This window comes from Jeotgalibacillus aurantiacus, assembly GCF_020595125.1.
GTDB classification, from domain to species: domain Bacteria; phylum Bacillota; class Bacilli; order Bacillales; family Jeotgalibacillaceae; genus Jeotgalibacillus; species Jeotgalibacillus aurantiacus.
Genome location: NZ_JACNMS010000001.1, coordinates 338029 through 356982 on the forward strand (window position 1 = coordinate 338029; position 18954 = coordinate 356982).

Consider the following 18954-nt stretch of genomic DNA (forward strand, 5'->3'; position numbering starts at 1 on the left):
AACTTTTCTATAACTATTTTACAGGTTTTGTGAGTGTTTGGATATACTAATTACCGGAAAGGAGGCAGATGGATGAAAGTGCTAATTTGGATTGCCGCGATCTGTCTTTGGCTCAGACTGGACTGGCTGATCGGGTTGAAACGCGACCGTCAAACTAAATGCGGAACACATTATCCGTGCAGACAGGGTGAAGCAGCCTTTTTTGATGATGGGGTTGTTTGGATGAAACAGCTGGAAGAGGATTGCGCGCTTGCCTCTGCCTCGATCGATATGATGTTCTATATTTTCCAGCCGGATGATGCCGGGAAGCGGATGCTTGAGCTGCTCGTGAACAAAGCACGTGAAGGCGTAAAGGTACGTTTGCTGCTTGATTCAGTCGGCAGCCGTCCGCTTAGAAAAGCAATAAAGCAATTCAACACAAAAGGTATTTCAATAAAATTCAGCCGCTCTGCTCTGTTTAAGGGCTCGTGGTTTGACGTGCAGAAACGAAATCATAAAAAGCTGACGGTGATTGACGGAAAGGTTGCGCATGTTGGCGGGTTTAATATTGGTCGGGAGTATCTGCATCTTCACCCGGTGCTTTCACCGTGGCGTGACTACCATTTACGGTTAACTGGTAATATTGTGCAGGATTGCGGGCAGGAATTTGAACGTGACTGGTCGCTTAAAGAAGTTCAGACTGACGGTAAAAATGAGGACGGATATCAGATTGTATCATCGAGTGCGGTGGATCAGGAAACGTTTATTTGCGGACTTTTGTCAAAAGCAAAGAGTTCCATATTTATCGGATCACCGTATTTCATTCCAACGTCGACTGTTTTTGATTGTCTGATGGACCGTGTAAAACGTGGAGTCCGGCTGACGATTCTCGTACCCGGTACGCCGGATCACCCTCTCGTGCAGCCAGCCTCTTACCGTTATTTACGGGCACTTTTGCAAATGGGGGCAGACATTTATCAGCTGCAGCACGGCTTTTATCACGCCAAGGTCCTGCTGATTGACGATGAACTATGTGATATCGGAACGATGAACTTTGACCGGCGGAGCCTGCTGATCAATGAAGAGTTAAATGTGATCACGCGTGATCGCAGCGTGATTGAGCCAATGAAGGAAAGCGTGGCAGAGGATCTGATGCAGTCGGTTCAGCTGACAGAAGATGATTTGAAAGTGAAGCCGTTGAAGGAAAGCGCGGCGTGGTGTATCGGGCATTTGCTGTGAGGCAGATGCCTTTTTTGTGATTGGAGTGGTAGGTGATTTGGCGCGGGGACGGGATTCCTTCATTCATGTGACTTATTCGGCCTTTTGAAAAATTAATTCCCTCGTTTCAAAAGTTATATCCTTCTTTCTGGAATTTAATTTCTTCATTAAGGCTTTGTCCGGTCCTAATTCCTTCACTAACCAACGGAATCCCTTCTTTTGAACGACCGGATTCCTTCACTGCCAGACACAATTCTCTCACTCCCCCCTTCTCCCCAAATATGGTAACCTATTTAAAAACCTCAAGGAGTACAACCCACATGAGACAAATCATTGCACTATCAGGCGGCGGCTTTTCCACCGGCAGGCATCAGGATGACGATTATATCGTGAAGCAGATCAGCAAAACCGGCCCATTAAACGTTTGTTTTATACCAACAGCAAGTGGTGATGCGGCTGGCTACATAGAGAATTTCCATCATGCTTTTAAAAGCCACCAAACGTCACACATACTTTTTCATCATTTAGCTGAAGCTGATCTCCTTGATCAGGACCTCATTTATATAGGAGGCGGCCATACTCAGTTGATGCTTTCTAAATGGAGGGAAACAGGATTTGATCTTCGATTGAAGGAAGCGTACGAACGGGGTATTGTGCTTGCGGGCATCAGCGCAGGTGCGATGTGCTGGTTTGAAGAGTGCTTCAGCGAAGGCGCGAATGAAACTTGGGAGCAGTATGCAGGCCTTGGATTCCTAAAGGGAACACTTTGCCCGCACTATCAGGAAAAGGAACGGCAAATTGCTTTTGACCAGTGGTTAGAAGAAGAGAAGATTGAACCTGCTTTTAAGCTGTCAGACCATGAGGGTGTGCATGTTGTGAATGAGCAGGTTCAGCATTGGTTACTGTAAAATCGTTTACCAATACGGTTCGTCCTTATTCGAAAGTTCGATTCCGTATGGCAGGATCAGCAATGACAGGACAAGAATGATACTCGAAAAGATCAGCAGCTCAGGCAATGAAAAATTGAAGAAAAGTGCAGCTGCAATGATGATAAAGCTGACGAGTCCGGATAAGGATGCCGAACGTTTTCTTGATTGTTTAGTGACGTATTGTTTTTCACCGCAATGCGGACATGTGACGCCACTGCTAAAATTCAGAGAGCGTTTCAGCGTTGCAAGATGGGACCATTTTTGATGACAGTTCTGGCAGCGTGGCATCGACGTTTTCTCCTTTCGCTAGCAAGTATGCTTATCCTTATGGGTGAGGAAGCTTGTTAACTTTTATACGGATGAGGAGGGCAAAAGTTCCAGTTTTAAGCGAGTGTTTTTTCCGCTAGGGGCAACATGGAACGGTACAATTCCATTTTAGAACGATACAATAACTCGGCGGAACGTGACAATTCTGTTCATGAACAATACAAAAATCGATGCTGCAAAGTCTAACGATACAAATAAATGTTCATTCGATTGAATACATTTTGAAACAGTACAATTCTCAGCTGAATCGATACAATAACTAAACCAAACAGTACATTTCCCGGAAACAGCCCCGCTCAGTCATAACACGCTCAAAACAGCCACACTCCGCCAAAACCACCTGCACCCTTAAACTCTCCTGCCCACCATCAAACAAGTCGCCGGCCCACCCGATTTACACACATCCACTCCGAAATCAGGCATGTCAACCGCAACGCCAGCCTGCTCACACAGTCTCCTCCATTCAGCCTCCACGCCACCTGATCCAACCGGCCACAGCACACGCACAGCGGGATCCGCAAACAGTCTGGCAACCTCAGCCAAACGCGCAACCTGATCAGCCAGCTCTACCACTTCATTTCCTACAAGTGGCTTCCCGACTAAAGACCATTCCAGCCCTTCTTCAAACTGAAACGCACGTTGCCGCTCACCCATTATCGTGACACCAACCGCTGACTGCAGCAGCGTCATGTTCGTTTCAGAGCTGCCGGTAAGCGTCACATCACCTAAAAACCCAAGCTCCGAAAACCCACGTCTCACACCGGCTTCAAGACTTCCCCATGCCTCATCACCGCAAAAGTTATGAAGCACAACAGACTTCGGCACAGCTCCGGCTGACAGGCCATCAAGCACCGCACAGCGCGTGGCATAATAGGAAACGACATCATAAGGTACCTGCACTTCATCAGCAGGTTTTTCCCCAATGCCTCCACTATTATCGGTTGTCAACACGATCACATTGTCGCCGGCATGCCATTCCAGCGCATTCCGGCCAAATGGCGATCTATTCATCCTTTGATTTTTTACCGGTACGAAACACCTTGGCACTGCGGATATACTCTACATCTGAAATGCCTAATCGGAAGTTCACGACACGTGCGCAGGCAAACAGATAATCTGATAAACGGTTTAAGTATTGCTGCGGCGTTCCCGGAAGCTCTGCATCTAATTTTGCTAAAGAGACGGTTTGACGTTCAGCGCGGCGCGTCACGGTTCTGGCAATGTGAAGCGTGGCTGCTGCCGGTGATCCGCCCGGTAAAATAAAGCGCTCGAGATCCGGAGCTTCCTCCATTAATTCATCAATCCGATTTTCAAGCTGCTCTACCGCTTTCGGGTCAAGCTTCCACTCACGGCGGCTTGACACGTTCGCAAGGTCGCCGCCCGCATCAAACAATTCGTGCTGAATCGCTTCCAGATCTTCAAGGATGTCAGCAAATTTTTCACGATCAAGTTCTGTAACAGCTTTGCCGACAAAGCTGTTTGCCTCATCAATCGTTCCGTACGCTTCAACGCGCACATCATCTTTATACACACGGCCGCCGATTAAGCTCGTCTGGCCTTTATCTCCTGTTTTCGTGTAGATTTTCATATTTCTATATCCTCCCTTGTTTTCAGGTCCTCTGAGATACCATACCAGATGCGCGTGACACGCTCCGCTTTTAATGCGGTGAACTGATGACACCAGCCGAGCACGTCGCGGGTGAACCGCTGTGATTGGTCGATTGGCACGATGCCTTTTGACTGATCCTCACCAATGACGATCACCCGTCTCTCAGGCTTCCCGTTCTCCCATTCCAATAAACGCGCAACCTCCTGCTTCCATTCATCCACCACTTCATCGCTGTCTCTCTGACCAAATTGATCAAACACCCATTTTTCTAAATGAGTAAACACAATCACATCTCCGGTCCATTTCTCACCTGGTCTGTGAATTTCCGTAAAAGATTCTCCTTTTAAAAGCTGTTCACTCACCCATTTCCGTTTGCCGTTGTGGGCACCTCCGATAATAAAGTGCATCGTTCACCCCTCCTGAAGGCTTCGGCATCTTTCCAGACGAGTGTAACGCCCTGTCCATGAAGCGGCTTCCAGTCCCAGAAGTCCTTTTTTTCCGGGGCAAGCTCAACCAGCAGCCGTCTGATCGGACCGCCGTGAGAGACAATCGCGATATCGCGGACTTCATCCTGATAGCACCATTCACGGATCATGTTCCAGGCATCGAGCACTCTGCCTGAAAAATCCTCAAACGACTCACCATTTTCAGGCTGCATCAGGGCAGGATTGCTGAGCCACTGGGCAAAATCATCCCGCTTTTGGAGTTCATCCGCTTTACGGCCTTCCCATTCACCAAAGTTGATTTCACGAAGGCCGCGGTTGTGAATTTTCGGCTGATCGGGAAACAGGATCTCCGCCGACTCCACACAGCGTTTTAAATCGCTGATGATAACACGCTCCGCCTCTGGACGGTGCTCCTTCGTTTCGTGCAGCCGGTCAATTCCGGCTTCTGCAACAGAGACATCTGTCCAGCCAATATAAATTTTATCCTGATTCTCCTTCGTCACCCCATGACGATAGAGAGATAACACCACACGAGTATCAGACTCCATAATTCTCCTCCTTCTATACACGCACCAAGTGAATCACCGGTCATGCCACCGAATTCTTTTTGAAAAAAGCGCAGGCTGCATAACCTGAATACAACCGCTCCTGTTAAAAGCAGCAGCATTACCGGCCAAAACTCTACAAATACAAGCAGTCCGGCTGAAAGCAGCACGCCGGATACCGCCAGCAGCTTAAAACTGTCCTTCCTCTGAAGAAATCCTCTTAAGAAAAAGGCCAGTCCGTCTTTTCTGGCGAGCGGTGCATGGATCAACAGAAGTCCTGCCACTGATCTCGACAATACGAGTATCCAGAATAGCCAGATGACATTAATGAGGTCACGGTTTGCCAGATCAATCAGCAGGATCAGCTTAGCTGTTAAAAGCACAATGAGTGATAATACACCAAAGGCACCTACTCTTGGATCCTTTAAAATGTCATGCCGTTTCTCTATGTTTCGGTATGAAAAATACGCATCACTCATATCTGTCCAGCCATCCAAATGAAGACCGCCAGTGAACACAATAAGACTGACCCAGATCAGAAATGCGATGATCAGCGGACTTGCTGCAAAAAGCCCTTCGGCAAGCGAGATCACACCGTACAAAATCACACTGATCAGCAGACCTGCCACCGGCAGAAAGCCAATCATCCACGGAACACTTCTGTGGTCCATATTGATTTCCTTCCGCAAGGGGATGACGGTGAAAAACTGAACCATCAGCAGCCATCCTCTACCCATCGGATGCCTCCATCAGCTTCCGGATGAGCGGCCAGTCAAGATGCGGCTTCAGCCTGTCCGCAAGCTCATCATACGGGTCCACTTCCTCTTTAAGCGGCTTTTCAAGTTTTTTCCCTCTGATGAGATCGAGCACATAGGTGCGTGCCGTTGTTTCTCTAAAAATATCATGCAGATACGTTCCAATCAATCGATCCTCCTCAGACAAAAGGCCATCAAGCTCCCCAGTATCAAATTCGATCAACGGTTGAAAACGGCTGCTTTCCTGAGGTAACGTTTCTCCAAGATGAATTTCATAGCCGGCTACCTTTTCACCGCTTCCGATAAATGTGCCGCGTCGCTGCAGCACCCGCTTTTCCTGACCGAAAACGGTCTCGATATCAAATAAGCCAAATCCGTGTTCAGCCGTTGCTTCACCTGAATCGATTCCTTCCGGGTCATGCAGCATCTCCCCCATCATCTGAAAGCCGCCGCAAATGCCCATCAGCCAGACGCCTTTTTGATGAAAACGCATCAGTGCTTCCTGCCAGCCAAGTTCTTTTAATGTGCGAAGCGCCTGGATCGTACTTTTCGTTCCCGGAAGCAGGATCAGGTCCGGTGTATGCTTCAAATCCTCCTGCCGTTTCACCCATTCAATCATCACTTCCGGATCAGCGGCAAGCTTTTCAATATCAGTAAAATTCGAGATAAAAGGCAGGTCAATAATGGCGGCAGACAGCGTTCCTTTACCAGGTGATTGAACGGCACGGACACCTAACGAATCCTCCTGTTCAATGCCGTGATGTTCAATATAAGGAAGCACCCCGACAACCGGAAGTCCTGTAAAGTCCTCAATCCATTGCACGCCATCATCAAATAAAGCCCGGTCACCCCTGAATTTGTTAATGATAATCCCCTTCACCCGGCGACGGTGCTCATCCGGGAGCAGTGCAAGCGTTCCGGCAATACTGGCAAAAACGCCGCCCCGGTCAATGTCCGCAATCAATAAAACCGGCACATCAGCCATTTCCGCTACAGCCATATTCACGAGCTCTCTCGACTGCAGATTCATTTCAACCGGACTGCCTGCTCCTTCAATGACCACCATCTCAAACTCACGATTTAGTAAAGCAAGTGCTTCCTGAATCGCCTTTTTACCCGTTTCGTAAAATTGCTCCCGATAGTCCATTCCGCTGAAAGAGGCATGCCGTTTCCCGAGCAGCACGACTTCCGCAGCGCGGTCATTTTGCGGTTTCAGAAGAATAGGATTCATCCTGACATCTGGTTCAACCCGGGCCGCTTCCGCCTGAATCCCCTGTGCCCGTCCGATTTCCAGTCCGTCCTTTGTGACATAGGAATTGTTGGACATGTTCTGTGATTTAAACGGTGCCACCCTGATGCCTTCATCTGAGAGAATGCGGCAAAACAGTGTAGCGATCAGGCTTTTCCCAACGTCAGATGACGTCCCCTGAAGCATGATTCCTTTCATGAGACCGCCCCCTTTCTGACCAGCGCAAGCCCGGATTCCATTTCAATCGCTGTATGACTCAGTTTCACCATCATCTGATTGAGCTCACCGATGATTCTTCTGAAATCAGCCGTCATTTGATCTGGCCCGCAAGCCTCAGCCAGCACTTCATTTGAAACAATCAGCAGATCATGAGAAAGGGCAGCTTCATTGATAAACGTGCAGCAGTCGTCAAGAACCTGATGCTCTTCCGTTCCCGCCATCATCTCATTAGTCAGCCAGGTCGTCACACAGTCCCAGACGATGATGCTCTCTGAAGGCAGTTTTGATATCGCTTCGCGAATGCGGATCGGCTGCTCGATCGTCAGCCAGTCCTGCCGACTGCGATCTACCTGATGACGGTTTATTCTCTCTTTCATTTCGTGATCAAAGGCAACACCTGAAGCGAGATAAACGAGCGGTTTTCGTCCAGTTTCAGCCCGCTTGATCGCTTCACGCTCTGCCCATGCTGTCTTCCCGCTTCTTACGCCTCCGATGATGATGACTGTACCCATGTTGACAATGCCTCCAGAAGTTTCGTGTTTTGTTCTGCCGTTTTAATCCCTGCTCTCAGCCACTGTCCATCAAGCTGCTGATAGTTCCATGTGTGGCGCAGGACGAGCCCATGTTCAAGCAGTGATCGCCAAAGGTTTTCTGTATGATCCGGGTCCGGTGGCTGAAGCAGCACATAATTGGCTTCAGATTGCGTGATCTGAAAACCCATATCCCTCAATGCCTGTTGCAATCTATGCCGCTCAGCCCTGGTCTCTTCTCTTACTTTTCCTGTATACTCTTCGTCCTTCAGCACCTCTTCCCCTGCTAAAAGCGCGATCGCATTGACATTCCAATGAGGCACCCAGTCACTGACTTTCTGAATAACCGCTTCTTCCGCTAAAAGATAACCAAGTCTGAGCCCCGCCAGACTATACATCTTTGTCATAGAGCGAAAGATGATCAGCGCAGCATTGCCTGTCTGATCCGAAAGGGAAAATTCCTCACCTGCCATATCAATAAACGCTTCATCAAGCAGAATGGTGCTGCCAGATTTTTCAGCCGTTTCAAGCCAGTCCAGCAGCAGTCTCTCCGGAATTCTGACGCCGGTAGGGTTATTCGGATTACAAATGAATATCGCACGGTCCGGCTTTGATAAAAACGCATGAATATCAGTTGAATCAGGCAGCCAGCCATTTTCCTGACTTGTGTAGAATGGAACAGCCTCGGCTCCATTCGCCATAATTACCCGTTCATACTCACTGAAAGCAGGATGAATCACACCCACTTCCCGGTTTCTGAACAGACGAAGCACGGTCATCATCAGCTCTGCCGCGCCATTTCCGAGCAGAATCTGATTCTCCCGGACGTGATGTTTTTCAACAATCAGTTTCTTAAGACGAACCCCATTCGGATCCGGATAATGAGAGGCAGCGGTCAGCCAGGAAAGCCAGTTTTCTTTCACGCCATCCGGTGGTCCTCCTGCATAGCTGTTTTCACTGAAATCAATTACCTGCTCAGGCATGCTGATTCCGAGCTTCTCATATAAAATATGCGGGTTAGCGCCATGTGAAGGTAAGGTCAAAAAGAACGCCTCCTATCCAGCAGACGGCTAAAAAGAGCCAGGCCGTCCGTATCATGATCGTGATGGATTGTCCAATATCCCTGACGTTCAGCGGCGTTGACCCCTGACCAATCACCGGTCTCTCGGAAATCACGCCCTGATACGTATTCGTTCCGCCAAGCTTAATATGTAAAAGTAATGCCGTAGCTGCTTCTCCCCAGCCGCTATTCGGACTCGGGTGTTTTTTCGCTTCTACAGGCAGCTGCTTCAATAAATCAATGGTTGTTCCCGCTACAGGTCTTTTCACTAACATCATCATTACTCCTGTGACCCTCGCCGGAATCCAGTTCGCCAGATCATCCAGCCGCGCACTCGCCCAGCCGTATTCCCGGTAGCGCTCGTTTTTGTACCCCACGATTGAATCACCCGTATTAATCGCTTTATACATCCAGATCCCGGGTGCACCGAACAATAGTCCCCAAAATATTGGCGCCGTTACACCATCACTCGTATTTTCAGCTACCGTTTCGATCGCGCCTCTGGCGATTTCACCTTCATCTAAATTCGCAGTGTCGCGCCCGACAATCCAGGAAAGTTTTGTTCGGGCTTCAGTCAGATCACCATTTAAAAGAGGCTCCTCCACCTCTTTGGCTGCATCACCTAAGCTTTTAGAGGCCAGAGCTGAGGTCATGAGGATCACTTCGACGAGAAACCCCGTACTCCAGTGAATCTTCCAGGCCATCACAACGAGACTGAAGGTGATCAGCAAAGTGACTGCCAGTACAATCAATAGCGCAATGACGCCACCTGATTTTTTATTTTTATTGAACCGTTTTTCGAGCCATATAATGAAAGATCCGATCCACCTGACCGGATGTGGCCAGGCGGGCGGATCTCCCACTAGACGATCGAGAAACAGCGCAACGGTTAAGGCTGCTGCATGTACGATCATATTATCGACTCTTTCGTTCACGGTAAATGTGGATCGCTTCTGACGTGCATTCCACGATACCTTTACCGATCATTTTTCCAAGCGTTGTAATGGAACCTGCATACTGAACAAAAGGTCCCGTCTGCGTTGCCGCTACTAGCGCGCTGTCAGTGGAGGTTCCGGTCGCAAGTGTCCCAGTCAGCGGATCCGTCACATCGGCATTTTGCAGCGCTTTTACCTTCGCTTCGGTGGCGGTCATCATCGCCTGGATAAACGCTTCATCAGACAGCTTGCCATTAATGAAAATCCAGCTGTTAATCGTTCCAATCGTTGCCTGGCGCTCCCGCTCATACGATAGAGACACGTCGACCGCATTGCCGACTCCAGCTGTGACAGCAATCACAACAGACAGCCCGTTGTCTTCATATTCCCGAATGACGACATCCTCCACTTTCACTGCGGTCATCATGCCGACTGTATCAGCAGGGTTCCAGCCATGTCGTCCGGCATAGCGAACCATATCCTCATAGCTGTCATCACATTCATAATCCATCGGCACATGCCGGTTTACAAAATGGTGATACCAGCCAAGTCCTGCTCCGATCACTGCTGAAGACAGTGTTTTCAGTGACTGTGGTGCTTTTACATAGACATGATCCTGCGTAATGTGAAACAAGTCCTTCGTGATCAGGCCTGCGTTGTCAAAACCATGATTCGGCAGCAGTGTCACCTGAGGCTTTGGCAGCTCAGGATGAGACTGCGTATGAACGCGCGCATGATACACACGCTCGACCGTTTCCTTGTTCATCACATCCCCCGGCTCCGCCAGCTGCACCGTTTCTCCGTGATGCAACAGCAGCAGACGGTCGCAGTAAAGGGAGGCAATATTCAGATCATGAAAGATGGAGATCACAGTTAATTCATGCGTTTCCGTCCATTCTTTTAATAGATCCAATAGCTGCTTTTGATACGACAGATCCAGATGATTTGTCGGCTCATCAAGCAATAGCAGCTTAGGTTCCTGTGCCAGTGCCTGCGCTAAAAATACGCGCTGACGCTCGCCACCTGAGAGATCCTGAATGGACTGATGCTCGAAACCTTCCACACCGGTCTGCTTCATCGCATCCATGACTGCTTTTTCATCATGCTCGGTCCAAGGAGCAAACATCCCTTTTTGATGCGGATAGCGCCCCATCGCGACCGTTTCTCTCACAGTATAATCAAAAGCATGCTGATGCAGCTGCGGAAGAACCGCCACTTCCCGAGCCAGCTGCTTGGCAGAATAAGCGCTCAGCGGTTTTTCCTTATAGTGTACGGACCCTTCTCTGCAAGGGAGAAGACCGCTGATCATTTTCATCAGGGTTGTTTTCCCGCTTCCATTTGGACCGAGAATACCGAGTATCTCCTGTTTTTGCAGCTCAAAAGAAACGTTTTTCACCACGTCGTGCTCTCCGTATCCTCCGCTTACTCCTGTTGCCTTCAGCATGGCTATCCTCTTCTTTCTTTGCGTTTTTGCAGTAAAATCAGTCCAAATACCGGAGCACCAAGCAGTGCTGTAATCACGCCGATCGGCAGCTCTGTCGGTGCCACAACCGTTCTCGCGATCAAATCACATAAGATCAAAAGACTGGCCCCATTTAAAATGGATAACGGCAGCACATGACGGTGATCCGAGCCGGCTGCCATCCGCACCATATGCGGGACCACGAGTCCGACAAAGCCGATCGTTCCGGATACCGCAACGGCTGCCCCGGTTAAAATCGACCCTGACGCCAGCACTACATACTTTCTAACCTGTACATTGACGCCTAAATGATGGGCCCGGTCCTCACCAAACGCCATCGCATTTAACTCACGGGCATTCCACATAAGTAAAAGGGAGCCGATGATAAAAAATGGCGCAATCAATTGGATATAGTCCCAGCCCCTCATCGATACGCTGCCAAGGAGCCACGTAATAATCTGCCGCAGTTCGTCACCTGTCAATGCGATCATGAGTGATAAAATCGAGCCGAGAAACGAGCTGAAAATAATGCCGGTCAGAATGATCGTCTCCATTTTCATCGATTTCTCGACAAACCGGGCAAATCCGAGCACTGCAATAAGGGTTAAAAGTGCTGCGGCAACACTGACAACCGGCAGGGTAAAGCCGCCTAAACCCGGAATCGTGATCCCGAGGAAAATGACGGCTACCGCTCCGACTGATGCGCCTGAGGAAACCCCAAGCGTATAAGGATCAGCCAATGGATTTTTGAGCAGTCCCTGAAATGATGCCCCCGCAATCGCAAGGGACGCGCCAACAAGTCCCGCCAGCACCACACGTGGAAATCGGATATCCAGCACAATCGAGCTGAACATCGGATCCAGGCTCCCCCGATCGCCAGCACCTGCAAAAATCCTGAACATTTCATTAAAAGGGACCTGGACAGACCCGACTGTAATCGCAAGGGTAAAGGCGACTATCAGAAGAACGATTGACAGGATGTAGCCGAGCGCGATCTTACTCTGCGAAAACATCAGGGTAAATCGCTTCTGCAAGCGCCTGCGTTCCTTCAACTAATCTTGGGCCTGAACGGTTCACCGGATCAGATGGCACAACATGAAGATCCTCATTTTGCACAGCAGCTACTTCACTGAAACCTCCGTGACCCATCCATTGACCAATCGGATCCTCAACAAATTCACCATATGTTAACACAACTGTTTCAGGATTTCGGCTGACAATTTCCTCTTCAGACAGCATCACAAACCCTTCCTGATCAGCTGCCACATTATCCGCATTAATCAGATCGAGCATTTCCTGCATAAACGTGTTGTTACCTGCTACATAAACCTCAGGCAGACCTGATACATCAACCAGCACCTGCTTGCGGTCTTCTTCAGAAATCGCTGATGCCTTTTCAGCAATTTCGTCAAAACCTGCCTGCATATCAGCCACAATCTGCTCAGCTTCGTCCGTCGTTCCAGTAACCTGACCAATCATTTCAATCGTGTCATACACCTGCTCAAAATCCGTTGCGTTTTCAATCACCACAACCGGAATGCCTGCATCCTTAATCTGCTGGAGTCCTTCTGCCGCTCCTGCATTTGAATCGTGCGCTAACACTACGTCCGGCTGCAGTGAAATGATCTTCTCTACATTAAATTCAAGACCGCCGATTTTCTCCACTTCAAGCGCTGCTTCCGGATAATTATCGTAATCGGACACGCCGACAATTTCTTCATCTAAACCAAGTGCAAAGGCGATTTCTGTGTTACTTGGGATCATGGATACGATCGCGTCCGGCTGTTCTTCAATGGTGATGTCTTCACCGGTTGCGTCTGTCACCGTGACAGGGAATGCTGATTCCTCTCCTGCCGTTTCTTCCTGAGGTTCTTCATTTGTCTCAGGCTGTGTTTCGTCTTGTGTTTCCTGTGAGCAGGCGGCTAAAAGTCCTGCTGCGAGTAAAATACTGAACCATTTCTTCATTGCTTTTTCCCCCGAATCTTTTTATGTACGGACAACTCAGCAGTTTATCTAAGAACCGTGCCGGAAATCCACTCGCTTTCCGCGGGGGAGGCGGTGAGCCTCTTCAAGCCTCCGGCTTTTCAGAGTCTCACCAGCCTGCCCACTCCCGCAGGAGTCTCGCAGATTTCCGGCACTAATGATTTGAGTCACTGCTACAATTATCCAGAAGTATTTCTCTGTTTACCGCAGAAGCTGATTCTTGACTAAGCACAAATCAAACAGGAGCGGATTTCAAAGAAAATAAAAAAACATCTCACCAGGAGATGCAGGGTTGCAGGAAATGCCGTTTGCTGCAAAGGAGTCAAACGGGAGCCGCAACACCAACCTATCCTCGTAGGTATACATGGTGTAATGGAATCAAGGCAGGTCTCCTGGCTCATGACTATTGCACTTTGCCCCTTCCCATAGCGTCTAGGCTACAGTGGTATTGGCAAATCGCAGTCATTTACAGTGGCGGGACCGCGCTGGAGTTGCACCAGCTTCCCTTTTAACTGATCATTGATGATCAGCACCTTTATCCGTCCATATCGAAATGTTTTTCCAAGACCTATTATAGCATTGAAGGATTGTGAGATTGCAAGAAGTTTTTGGGAGAGGAAGGGCGGGCGGGGGGATTTGACCACTTTTTAGGGTTATTCGACCACTCTTTTAGGTTATTTGACCACTCTTTCGGATGATTTAACCACTTTTTTCAATGATTCAACCACTTTCTCCACTTATTTAACCACTCTCTCCGCAAAAGCTGTCACTTTTGCGGAAAGAAAAAACGCTAAACGGAGTCAGGCTCCATTTAGCGTATAAATTATTGTTTAATTTCAAGCGGGCGAAGACGGGCTTCGATTTGTTCGCGGCGTGGCTCAAGGAATGGTGGCAGTGCAAGTCCTTCACCAAGATGCTCCATATCCTCGTCTGTTGCAAAGCCCGGCTCGTCGGTTGCAAGCTCAAACAGAATACCGTTTGGTTCACGGAAGTAAATGCTGCGGAAGTAATAGCGATCCACTTCGCCTGACGTTACAAGGTTGAAGCTGCGGATGCGCTCATCCCACTTCTCATATTCTTCATAAGTCGGAATGCGGAATGCCACGTGGTGCACACTGCCGCGACCCGGGCGCTCTGGCGGAAGATCCGGACGCTCTTCAATGTGGACCTCTGCCCCCGTACCACCTTCAGCAACAGACATGACCTGAATAGCCGGAAGCTCTGCACCTGTGCGGTTTGGATATTCCCCTACCTTTTTAAAGCCGAGCACTTTCTCTAACACATCAATCGTTTTCTGCGATTTGCGGACTGTCAGCGTAACCGGCCCAAGCCCGACAATGGCGTGCTCTTCCGGAATGCCAGCACCTGTCCATGGTACTCCCGCTGCCACACCTTGTTCCCCGTTATCAGCGACAAGCATCAGGCGGGAGCCTTCCTCATCTTCAAAATAAAGCGTATCGCGCCCTGCACGCTTTTCAATCTCATCATGCTTAACGTGAAGCTCCTCAAAACGATTTTTCCAGTAATGAAGAGAGTCCGTTGTCGGTACGCGGAAGGCGGTGTTTGAAATGCTTGAAACACCTGGATACGTGCGGCTCGCCATTGGGATATCAAAATACGTCATATCCGTCCCAGGACTGCCTACTGCATCCGCATAAAATAAGTGGTAAGAAGATGTATCATCCTGATTAACAGTGCGCTTTACAAGGCGCATACCTAATACATTTGTGAAAAAGTGATGGTTCTTTTCAGCAGATCCGGTGATCGCTGAAACGTGATGAATTCCTGTTACATTCATGTCGTCCACTCCTTTTATCTCGAAACTGAGATATTTCTTATTTTCATTGTAAATCATCTGGATCGGATTAGCAATGATAATATCTCGAATTCGAGATATTTTACGTTGAGCATTGCTATAGTAAGGTTTATGGGCTTTTTTAATGCAGCATCAGGATGACGCGGAGACGTACGAATTGGTTGTGACAGGACAGAATTCGCGGCAAACAGGGGTTTAATGGAGTGACGGAAATATATACTGGAGTGATTGAATTAAAGTCTGGAGTGAGGGAATCTGCATGCCCTATTGAAGGAATCTTTGGCGATTAAGAGGTGATTGATGGAGTGATTTTTTCAAAAGAAGGAATTCCAAAATGGAACCATTGAATTAATTTTTGAAACGAATGAATAACCAACGGAAGTGATGGAATCAATCCCACCGCTCCTACCATTCTCCCAAGCTCCACCTAAACTCAACACACAAAAAGCCGGAGCACCAGGCCCCGACTCTCTTTATTAATCTTCCAATGCCTGCTCCAGGTCAGCCAGAAGGTCTTCTATATCTTCAATTCCTACTGAAATACGTACGAGCCCATCTGTAATGCCAAGCTCTGCGCGGCGTTCTGCGGGGATGGATGCATGTGTCATGCGTGCAGGTACAGAGATGAGACTCTCTACTGCCCCAAGACTTTCAGCAAGCGTGAAGTATTTTACTTTTTCAAGCACACGCGCTGCTTTTTCACCACTGCCTACGTCAAATGAGATCATCCCACCGAAGCCGCGTGACTGTTTTGCTGCTGTCTCATGGCCCGGATGTGATTTGATTCCCGGATAATGAATCGTTGATACACCTTCGTGACGTTCAAGGAACGAAACGATTTCTTTCGCATTCACTTCATGCTCTTCCATACGAAGTCCAAGTGTCTTAATTCCGCGGATCAATAGCCATGAATCCTGTGGTCCGAGGATCGCACCAACTGAGTTTTGTACAAAGTGCACGCGCTCAGCAAGCTCAAGCGAATTTACCACAACTAATCCTGCTACCACATCACTGTGTCCGCCAAGATATTTTGTTGCGCTGTGAAGCACAATATCTGCACCGTGGTCAATCGGCGTCTGCCAGTATGGTGTTGTAAAAGTATTATCTACAATGGTCAGCAGACCGTGCTCTTTTGCCACTGCTGAAACAGCTGCGATATCCGTTACCTTTAACAGCGGGTTTGTAGGTGTTTCGATAAATACTGCTTTTGTATTTTCCTGAATTGCATTTTTTACATTCTCAGGGTTGCTCGTATCAACAAACGTCGAGTCAATGCCCATTCGGTTCAGCACTTTGGTCATAACGCGGTATGTTCCGCCGTAAACGTCGTCTGTTAACACAACGTGTGAGCCTGAATCAAATAGCATCATGACAGAGCTGATCGCAGCCATTCCTGAGCCGAATGCAAATCCTGCATAGCCGTTTTCAAGATCCTTGATTAGTTCTTCAAGTGCGTGACGGGTCGGGTTGCCTGTACGGGAATATTCGTACCCTTGACGAAGTCCGCCAATACCGTCCTGCTTATACGTACTTACCTGATAAATCGGTGTTGATACTGCGCCAGTTGCCTGGTCTCCGACGATACCGCCGTGAATTAATTTCGTTTTTGGTTTCATGTTTTAATCACCCTTATAAATATTCTGGCTGAGATAACGCTCACTGCTGTCTGCAAAAATTGTGACGATATGACTTCCCTCTTTAGCGGTTTCAGCTTCTTTCAGGGCAGCATAAAACGCGGCGCCTGCTGAGCTTCCGACTAAAAGACCTTCTTTGGCAGCAAGCTCCTTCACCCAGTAAAATGCATTTGTATCATAAACCGTATGTACCGCATCAAAATAGGCACGGTCCATGTAATCCGGTAAAAATTCCATTCCAATTCCTTCTGTCCGGTGAGGTCCGGCTTCCCCACCGTTGATCGTAGAGCCCTCAGGTTCAACAATCACCGTTTTCACATCAGGGTTCTGATCCTTTAAATAGCGCGCGTTCCCCATAAAAGTTCCGCCTGTTCCTGCGCCGGCGACAAAAATATCGACCTGACCATCCAGATCGCGCCAGATTTCAGGTCCCATCGTTTTGTAATACGTGTCAGGGTTTGCAGGATTGCCAAATTGGGCCGGTGAAAATGCACCATCGATTTCACGAACGAGCTCCTCCGCTTTGGCAATAGCGCCTTTCATGCCTTCTGCTGTCGGGGTATTGACGACTTCTGCGCCAAGTGCACGCATCAGCGTCTGCTTTTCCACACTGAACTTTTCAGGCACAACAAACATTACCCGGTACCCACGGCCAACTGCTGCGAGCGCAAGGCCGATTCCGGTGTTGCCGGCTGTCGGTTCAATAATCGTTCCGCCCGGCTTGAGCTCGCCGCGCGCAATGGCGTCAGCGAGCAGCTCCATGCCAAGACGGTCCTTTACACTGCCACCTGGATTAAAATATTCCAGCTTGGCAAAGATCCGGCATTGGTTTGGAATCGGAATGCCGGATATTTCAACGATTGGCGTGTTGCCAATCAGTTCCTGAACATTTTTCGCGACCTTCATTTACTGATCCTCGCCAAATACATCTTTCCACTCATCGCGTTTTGCCAGCATGTCAGTTGCGATTTCCTTCGCTCCTTCAAGGCTGTGGTTTGCAGCCCATCCGCACTGAACTTCGTTGCAGGCTGGTACTTCGTCTGCTTTCAGCACATCGTTAAGTGTTGCTTCAAGCACCGTTAAGATCTCATCGTAGTTATCATGGTTAATGACAGACAGATAGAATCCAGTCTGGCAGCCCATTGGTCCAATGTCGATGACGTTTGACATATGGTTGCGGATATTTTCAGCCATTAAGTGCTCAAGTGAATGAAGGCCATCCATCACCATATGTTCTTTATTCGGCTGCTTAAAACGGATATCATACTTGTGGATTTCATCGCCATTGTGACCTGTTGTAATTCCTACAAGTCTTACATATGGAGCCTTTACCTTTGTATGGTCCAGATTAAAGCTTTCTACGTTCATTTTCTTAGACATTTAGAATCTCTCCTTTGGATGCGTTATTTCCTCTATCTTACATGGTTTCAACCGCTCCTGTACAGGAATACCGGCTCACGCTTTAATCGCGTGGATCAGCCATGCGTATTCGTTCAGCTGTTTAAATGTAACGGCAAACCCTGCATCTGTGAAGAGTTTTTCCATCACAGGGACGGTTGTATAATACTCACGCTTTAAATCCTCAAGCAGATTATGATAGCCCTGCTCTTCAACCTTTTTCCACTGGGCAAACTTTGCTTCTTCATCTTTAAAGATTGTATCTGCAAATACGACCTGCCCGCCTTGCTGTAAAAGAGAGCCGTAAAGTGCAGCCGCTTTCGCTTTTTCGTCATCGGTTAAATGATGAAAAGCATATGTGCTCACAAAGGTGTCAACCGGCTTACCGTCCAGCGGAAATTCCATAAAGTCTCCATCTGCCAGATCAAGCTGCGGAAAGCGCTCCTGCGTTCTTGCACGCATCGCACCATTCGGCTCAATCCCCAGCACATCAAGTCCTCTGACTAACAGTTTCTCCGTCAGATTTCCGGTACCCGTTCCAAATTCTACCGTCCGGCCTTTTGCAAGAGAGGCCACCTCATCTAAAATTGTATCGTAACCGGCAAAGACTGCCTGGTATTCTTCGTCTTTACCACTCACGGAATCATCGTATGTCTCGACCCACTCATCAAAAATTTCAACAAATTCACGTCCCATTTAAGCACGCTCCATTCAAATATTATTATTCTTATCAATATACTCGGAATTAAACGGGTCGGTGATTATCTTATCAAAAAATCGGTTGATTGTCACGCAGTTGAAATTCTTTGCATGAGCAAAATTCATGATTTATTCCGACAAGGCTGATAAGATTTAAATTG

20 protein-coding genes and 1 riboswitch are annotated in these 18954 nt (G+C 48.3%); of the genes, 2 read left to right on the forward strand and 18 right to left on the reverse strand.

The annotated features are described in order from the left end of the window. Positions 1-72 precede the first annotated feature (72 nt). The gene (locus H7968_RS01565; RefSeq protein WP_227394497.1) at positions 73-1218 is read left to right on the forward strand and encodes a phospholipase D-like domain-containing protein; all 1146 of its coding nucleotides are present in this window, start codon (positions 73-75) and stop codon (positions 1216-1218) included. Between the two features lie 299 nt (positions 1219-1517). Continuing rightward, positions 1518-2105: a Type 1 glutamine amidotransferase-like domain-containing protein gene (locus H7968_RS01570; protein WP_227394498.1), complete on the forward strand. Its 588-nt coding sequence runs from the start codon at positions 1518-1520 to the stop codon at positions 2103-2105. Positions 2106-2111: 6 nt separating this feature from the next. Here H7968_RS01570 and H7968_RS01575 read toward each other — a convergent pair whose 3' ends face one another. From H7968_RS01575 to H7968_RS01660, 18 genes are all read right to left on the reverse strand, one after another. Then, the gene (locus tag H7968_RS01575) at positions 2112-2414 is read right to left on the reverse strand and encodes a TIGR04104 family putative zinc finger protein (protein ID WP_227394499.1); all 303 of its coding nucleotides are present in this window, start codon (positions 2412-2414) and stop codon (positions 2112-2114) included. A gap of 387 nt (positions 2415-2801) precedes the next feature. Then, complete coding sequence (locus H7968_RS01580) at positions 2802-3464, reverse strand: ATP-binding protein (protein ID WP_227394500.1); 663 nt, start codon at positions 3462-3464, stop codon at positions 2802-2804. Next, positions 3457-4041, reverse strand: a complete 585-nt coding sequence (locus H7968_RS01585; RefSeq protein ID WP_227394501.1) for a cob(I)yrinic acid a,c-diamide adenosyltransferase — start codon at positions 4039-4041, stop codon at positions 3457-3459. Before H7968_RS01585 ends, H7968_RS01580 begins: the two co-directional genes overlap by 8 nt. Next, positions 4038-4469, reverse strand: coding sequence for a bifunctional adenosylcobinamide kinase/adenosylcobinamide-phosphate guanylyltransferase (locus H7968_RS01590; protein ID WP_227394502.1), 432 nt, complete (start codon positions 4467-4469; stop codon positions 4038-4040). The genes H7968_RS01585 and H7968_RS01590 overlap by 4 nt, the downstream gene beginning before the upstream one ends. Beyond that, entirely contained in the window at positions 4421-5056 is a 636-nt protein-coding gene (locus H7968_RS01595) for a histidine phosphatase family protein (protein WP_227394503.1), read from the reverse strand. The genes H7968_RS01590 and H7968_RS01595 overlap by 49 nt, the downstream gene beginning before the upstream one ends. Then, entirely contained in the window at positions 5008-5790 is a 783-nt protein-coding gene (gene cobS / locus H7968_RS01600; RefSeq protein WP_227394504.1) for an adenosylcobinamide-GDP ribazoletransferase, read from the reverse strand. Before cobS ends, H7968_RS01595 begins: the two co-directional genes overlap by 49 nt. Next, the gene (locus H7968_RS01605) at positions 5783-7255 is read right to left on the reverse strand and encodes a cobyric acid synthase (protein ID WP_227394505.1); all 1473 of its coding nucleotides are present in this window, start codon (positions 7253-7255) and stop codon (positions 5783-5785) included. Before H7968_RS01605 ends, cobS begins: the two co-directional genes overlap by 8 nt. Continuing rightward, positions 7252-7788 (reverse strand): bifunctional adenosylcobinamide kinase/adenosylcobinamide-phosphate guanylyltransferase, encoded by a 537-nt coding sequence (locus H7968_RS01610; RefSeq protein WP_227394506.1) that lies wholly within the window; start codon positions 7786-7788, stop codon positions 7252-7254. Before H7968_RS01610 ends, H7968_RS01605 begins: the two co-directional genes overlap by 4 nt. After that, entirely contained in the window at positions 7758-8849 is a 1092-nt protein-coding gene (gene cobD / locus H7968_RS01615; RefSeq protein ID WP_227394507.1) for a threonine-phosphate decarboxylase CobD, read from the reverse strand. The genes H7968_RS01610 and cobD overlap by 31 nt, the downstream gene beginning before the upstream one ends. Beyond that, on the reverse strand, positions 8824-9780 hold the full coding sequence (gene cbiB, locus H7968_RS01620; protein ID WP_227394508.1) for an adenosylcobinamide-phosphate synthase CbiB: 957 nt from the start codon (positions 9778-9780) through the stop codon (positions 8824-8826). The genes cobD and cbiB overlap by 26 nt, the downstream gene beginning before the upstream one ends. 1 nt (position 9781) lies before the next feature. After that, positions 9782-11245 (reverse strand): adenosylcobinamide amidohydrolase, encoded by a 1464-nt coding sequence (locus H7968_RS01625; RefSeq protein ID WP_227394509.1) that lies wholly within the window; start codon positions 11243-11245, stop codon positions 9782-9784. 2 nt (positions 11246-11247) lie between these two features. Further along, positions 11248-12276: a FecCD family ABC transporter permease gene (locus H7968_RS01630; protein ID WP_227395064.1), complete on the reverse strand. Its 1029-nt coding sequence runs from the start codon at positions 12274-12276 to the stop codon at positions 11248-11250. Next, positions 12260-13228, reverse strand: coding sequence for an ABC transporter substrate-binding protein (locus H7968_RS01635; protein WP_227394510.1), 969 nt, complete (start codon positions 13226-13228; stop codon positions 12260-12262). Before H7968_RS01635 ends, H7968_RS01630 begins: the two co-directional genes overlap by 17 nt. A gap of 383 nt (positions 13229-13611) precedes the next feature. Continuing rightward, positions 13612-13798: riboswitch (cobalamin riboswitch) on the reverse strand. Positions 13799-14069: 271 nt separating this feature from the next. Beyond that, positions 14070-15044 (reverse strand): ring-cleaving dioxygenase, encoded by a 975-nt coding sequence (locus tag H7968_RS01640; RefSeq protein WP_227394511.1) that lies wholly within the window; start codon positions 15042-15044, stop codon positions 14070-14072. A gap of 494 nt (positions 15045-15538) precedes the next feature. Beyond that, positions 15539-16678, reverse strand: coding sequence for a bifunctional cystathionine gamma-lyase/homocysteine desulfhydrase (locus tag H7968_RS01645; RefSeq protein WP_227394512.1), 1140 nt, complete (start codon positions 16676-16678; stop codon positions 15539-15541). A 3-nt stretch (positions 16679-16681) separates the two neighbouring features. Then, positions 16682-17602 carry a PLP-dependent cysteine synthase family protein gene (locus H7968_RS01650; RefSeq protein WP_227394513.1) on the reverse strand — a complete coding sequence of 307 codons (921 nt, stop codon included), beginning with the start codon at positions 17600-17602 and terminating at the stop codon, positions 16682-16684. Next, positions 17603-18076, reverse strand: coding sequence for an S-ribosylhomocysteine lyase (locus H7968_RS01655; RefSeq protein WP_227394514.1), 474 nt, complete (start codon positions 18074-18076; stop codon positions 17603-17605). 75 nt (positions 18077-18151) lie between these two features. Continuing rightward, entirely contained in the window at positions 18152-18790 is a 639-nt protein-coding gene (locus H7968_RS01660) for a class I SAM-dependent methyltransferase (RefSeq protein ID WP_227394515.1), read from the reverse strand. Positions 18791-18954 lie beyond the last annotated feature (164 nt).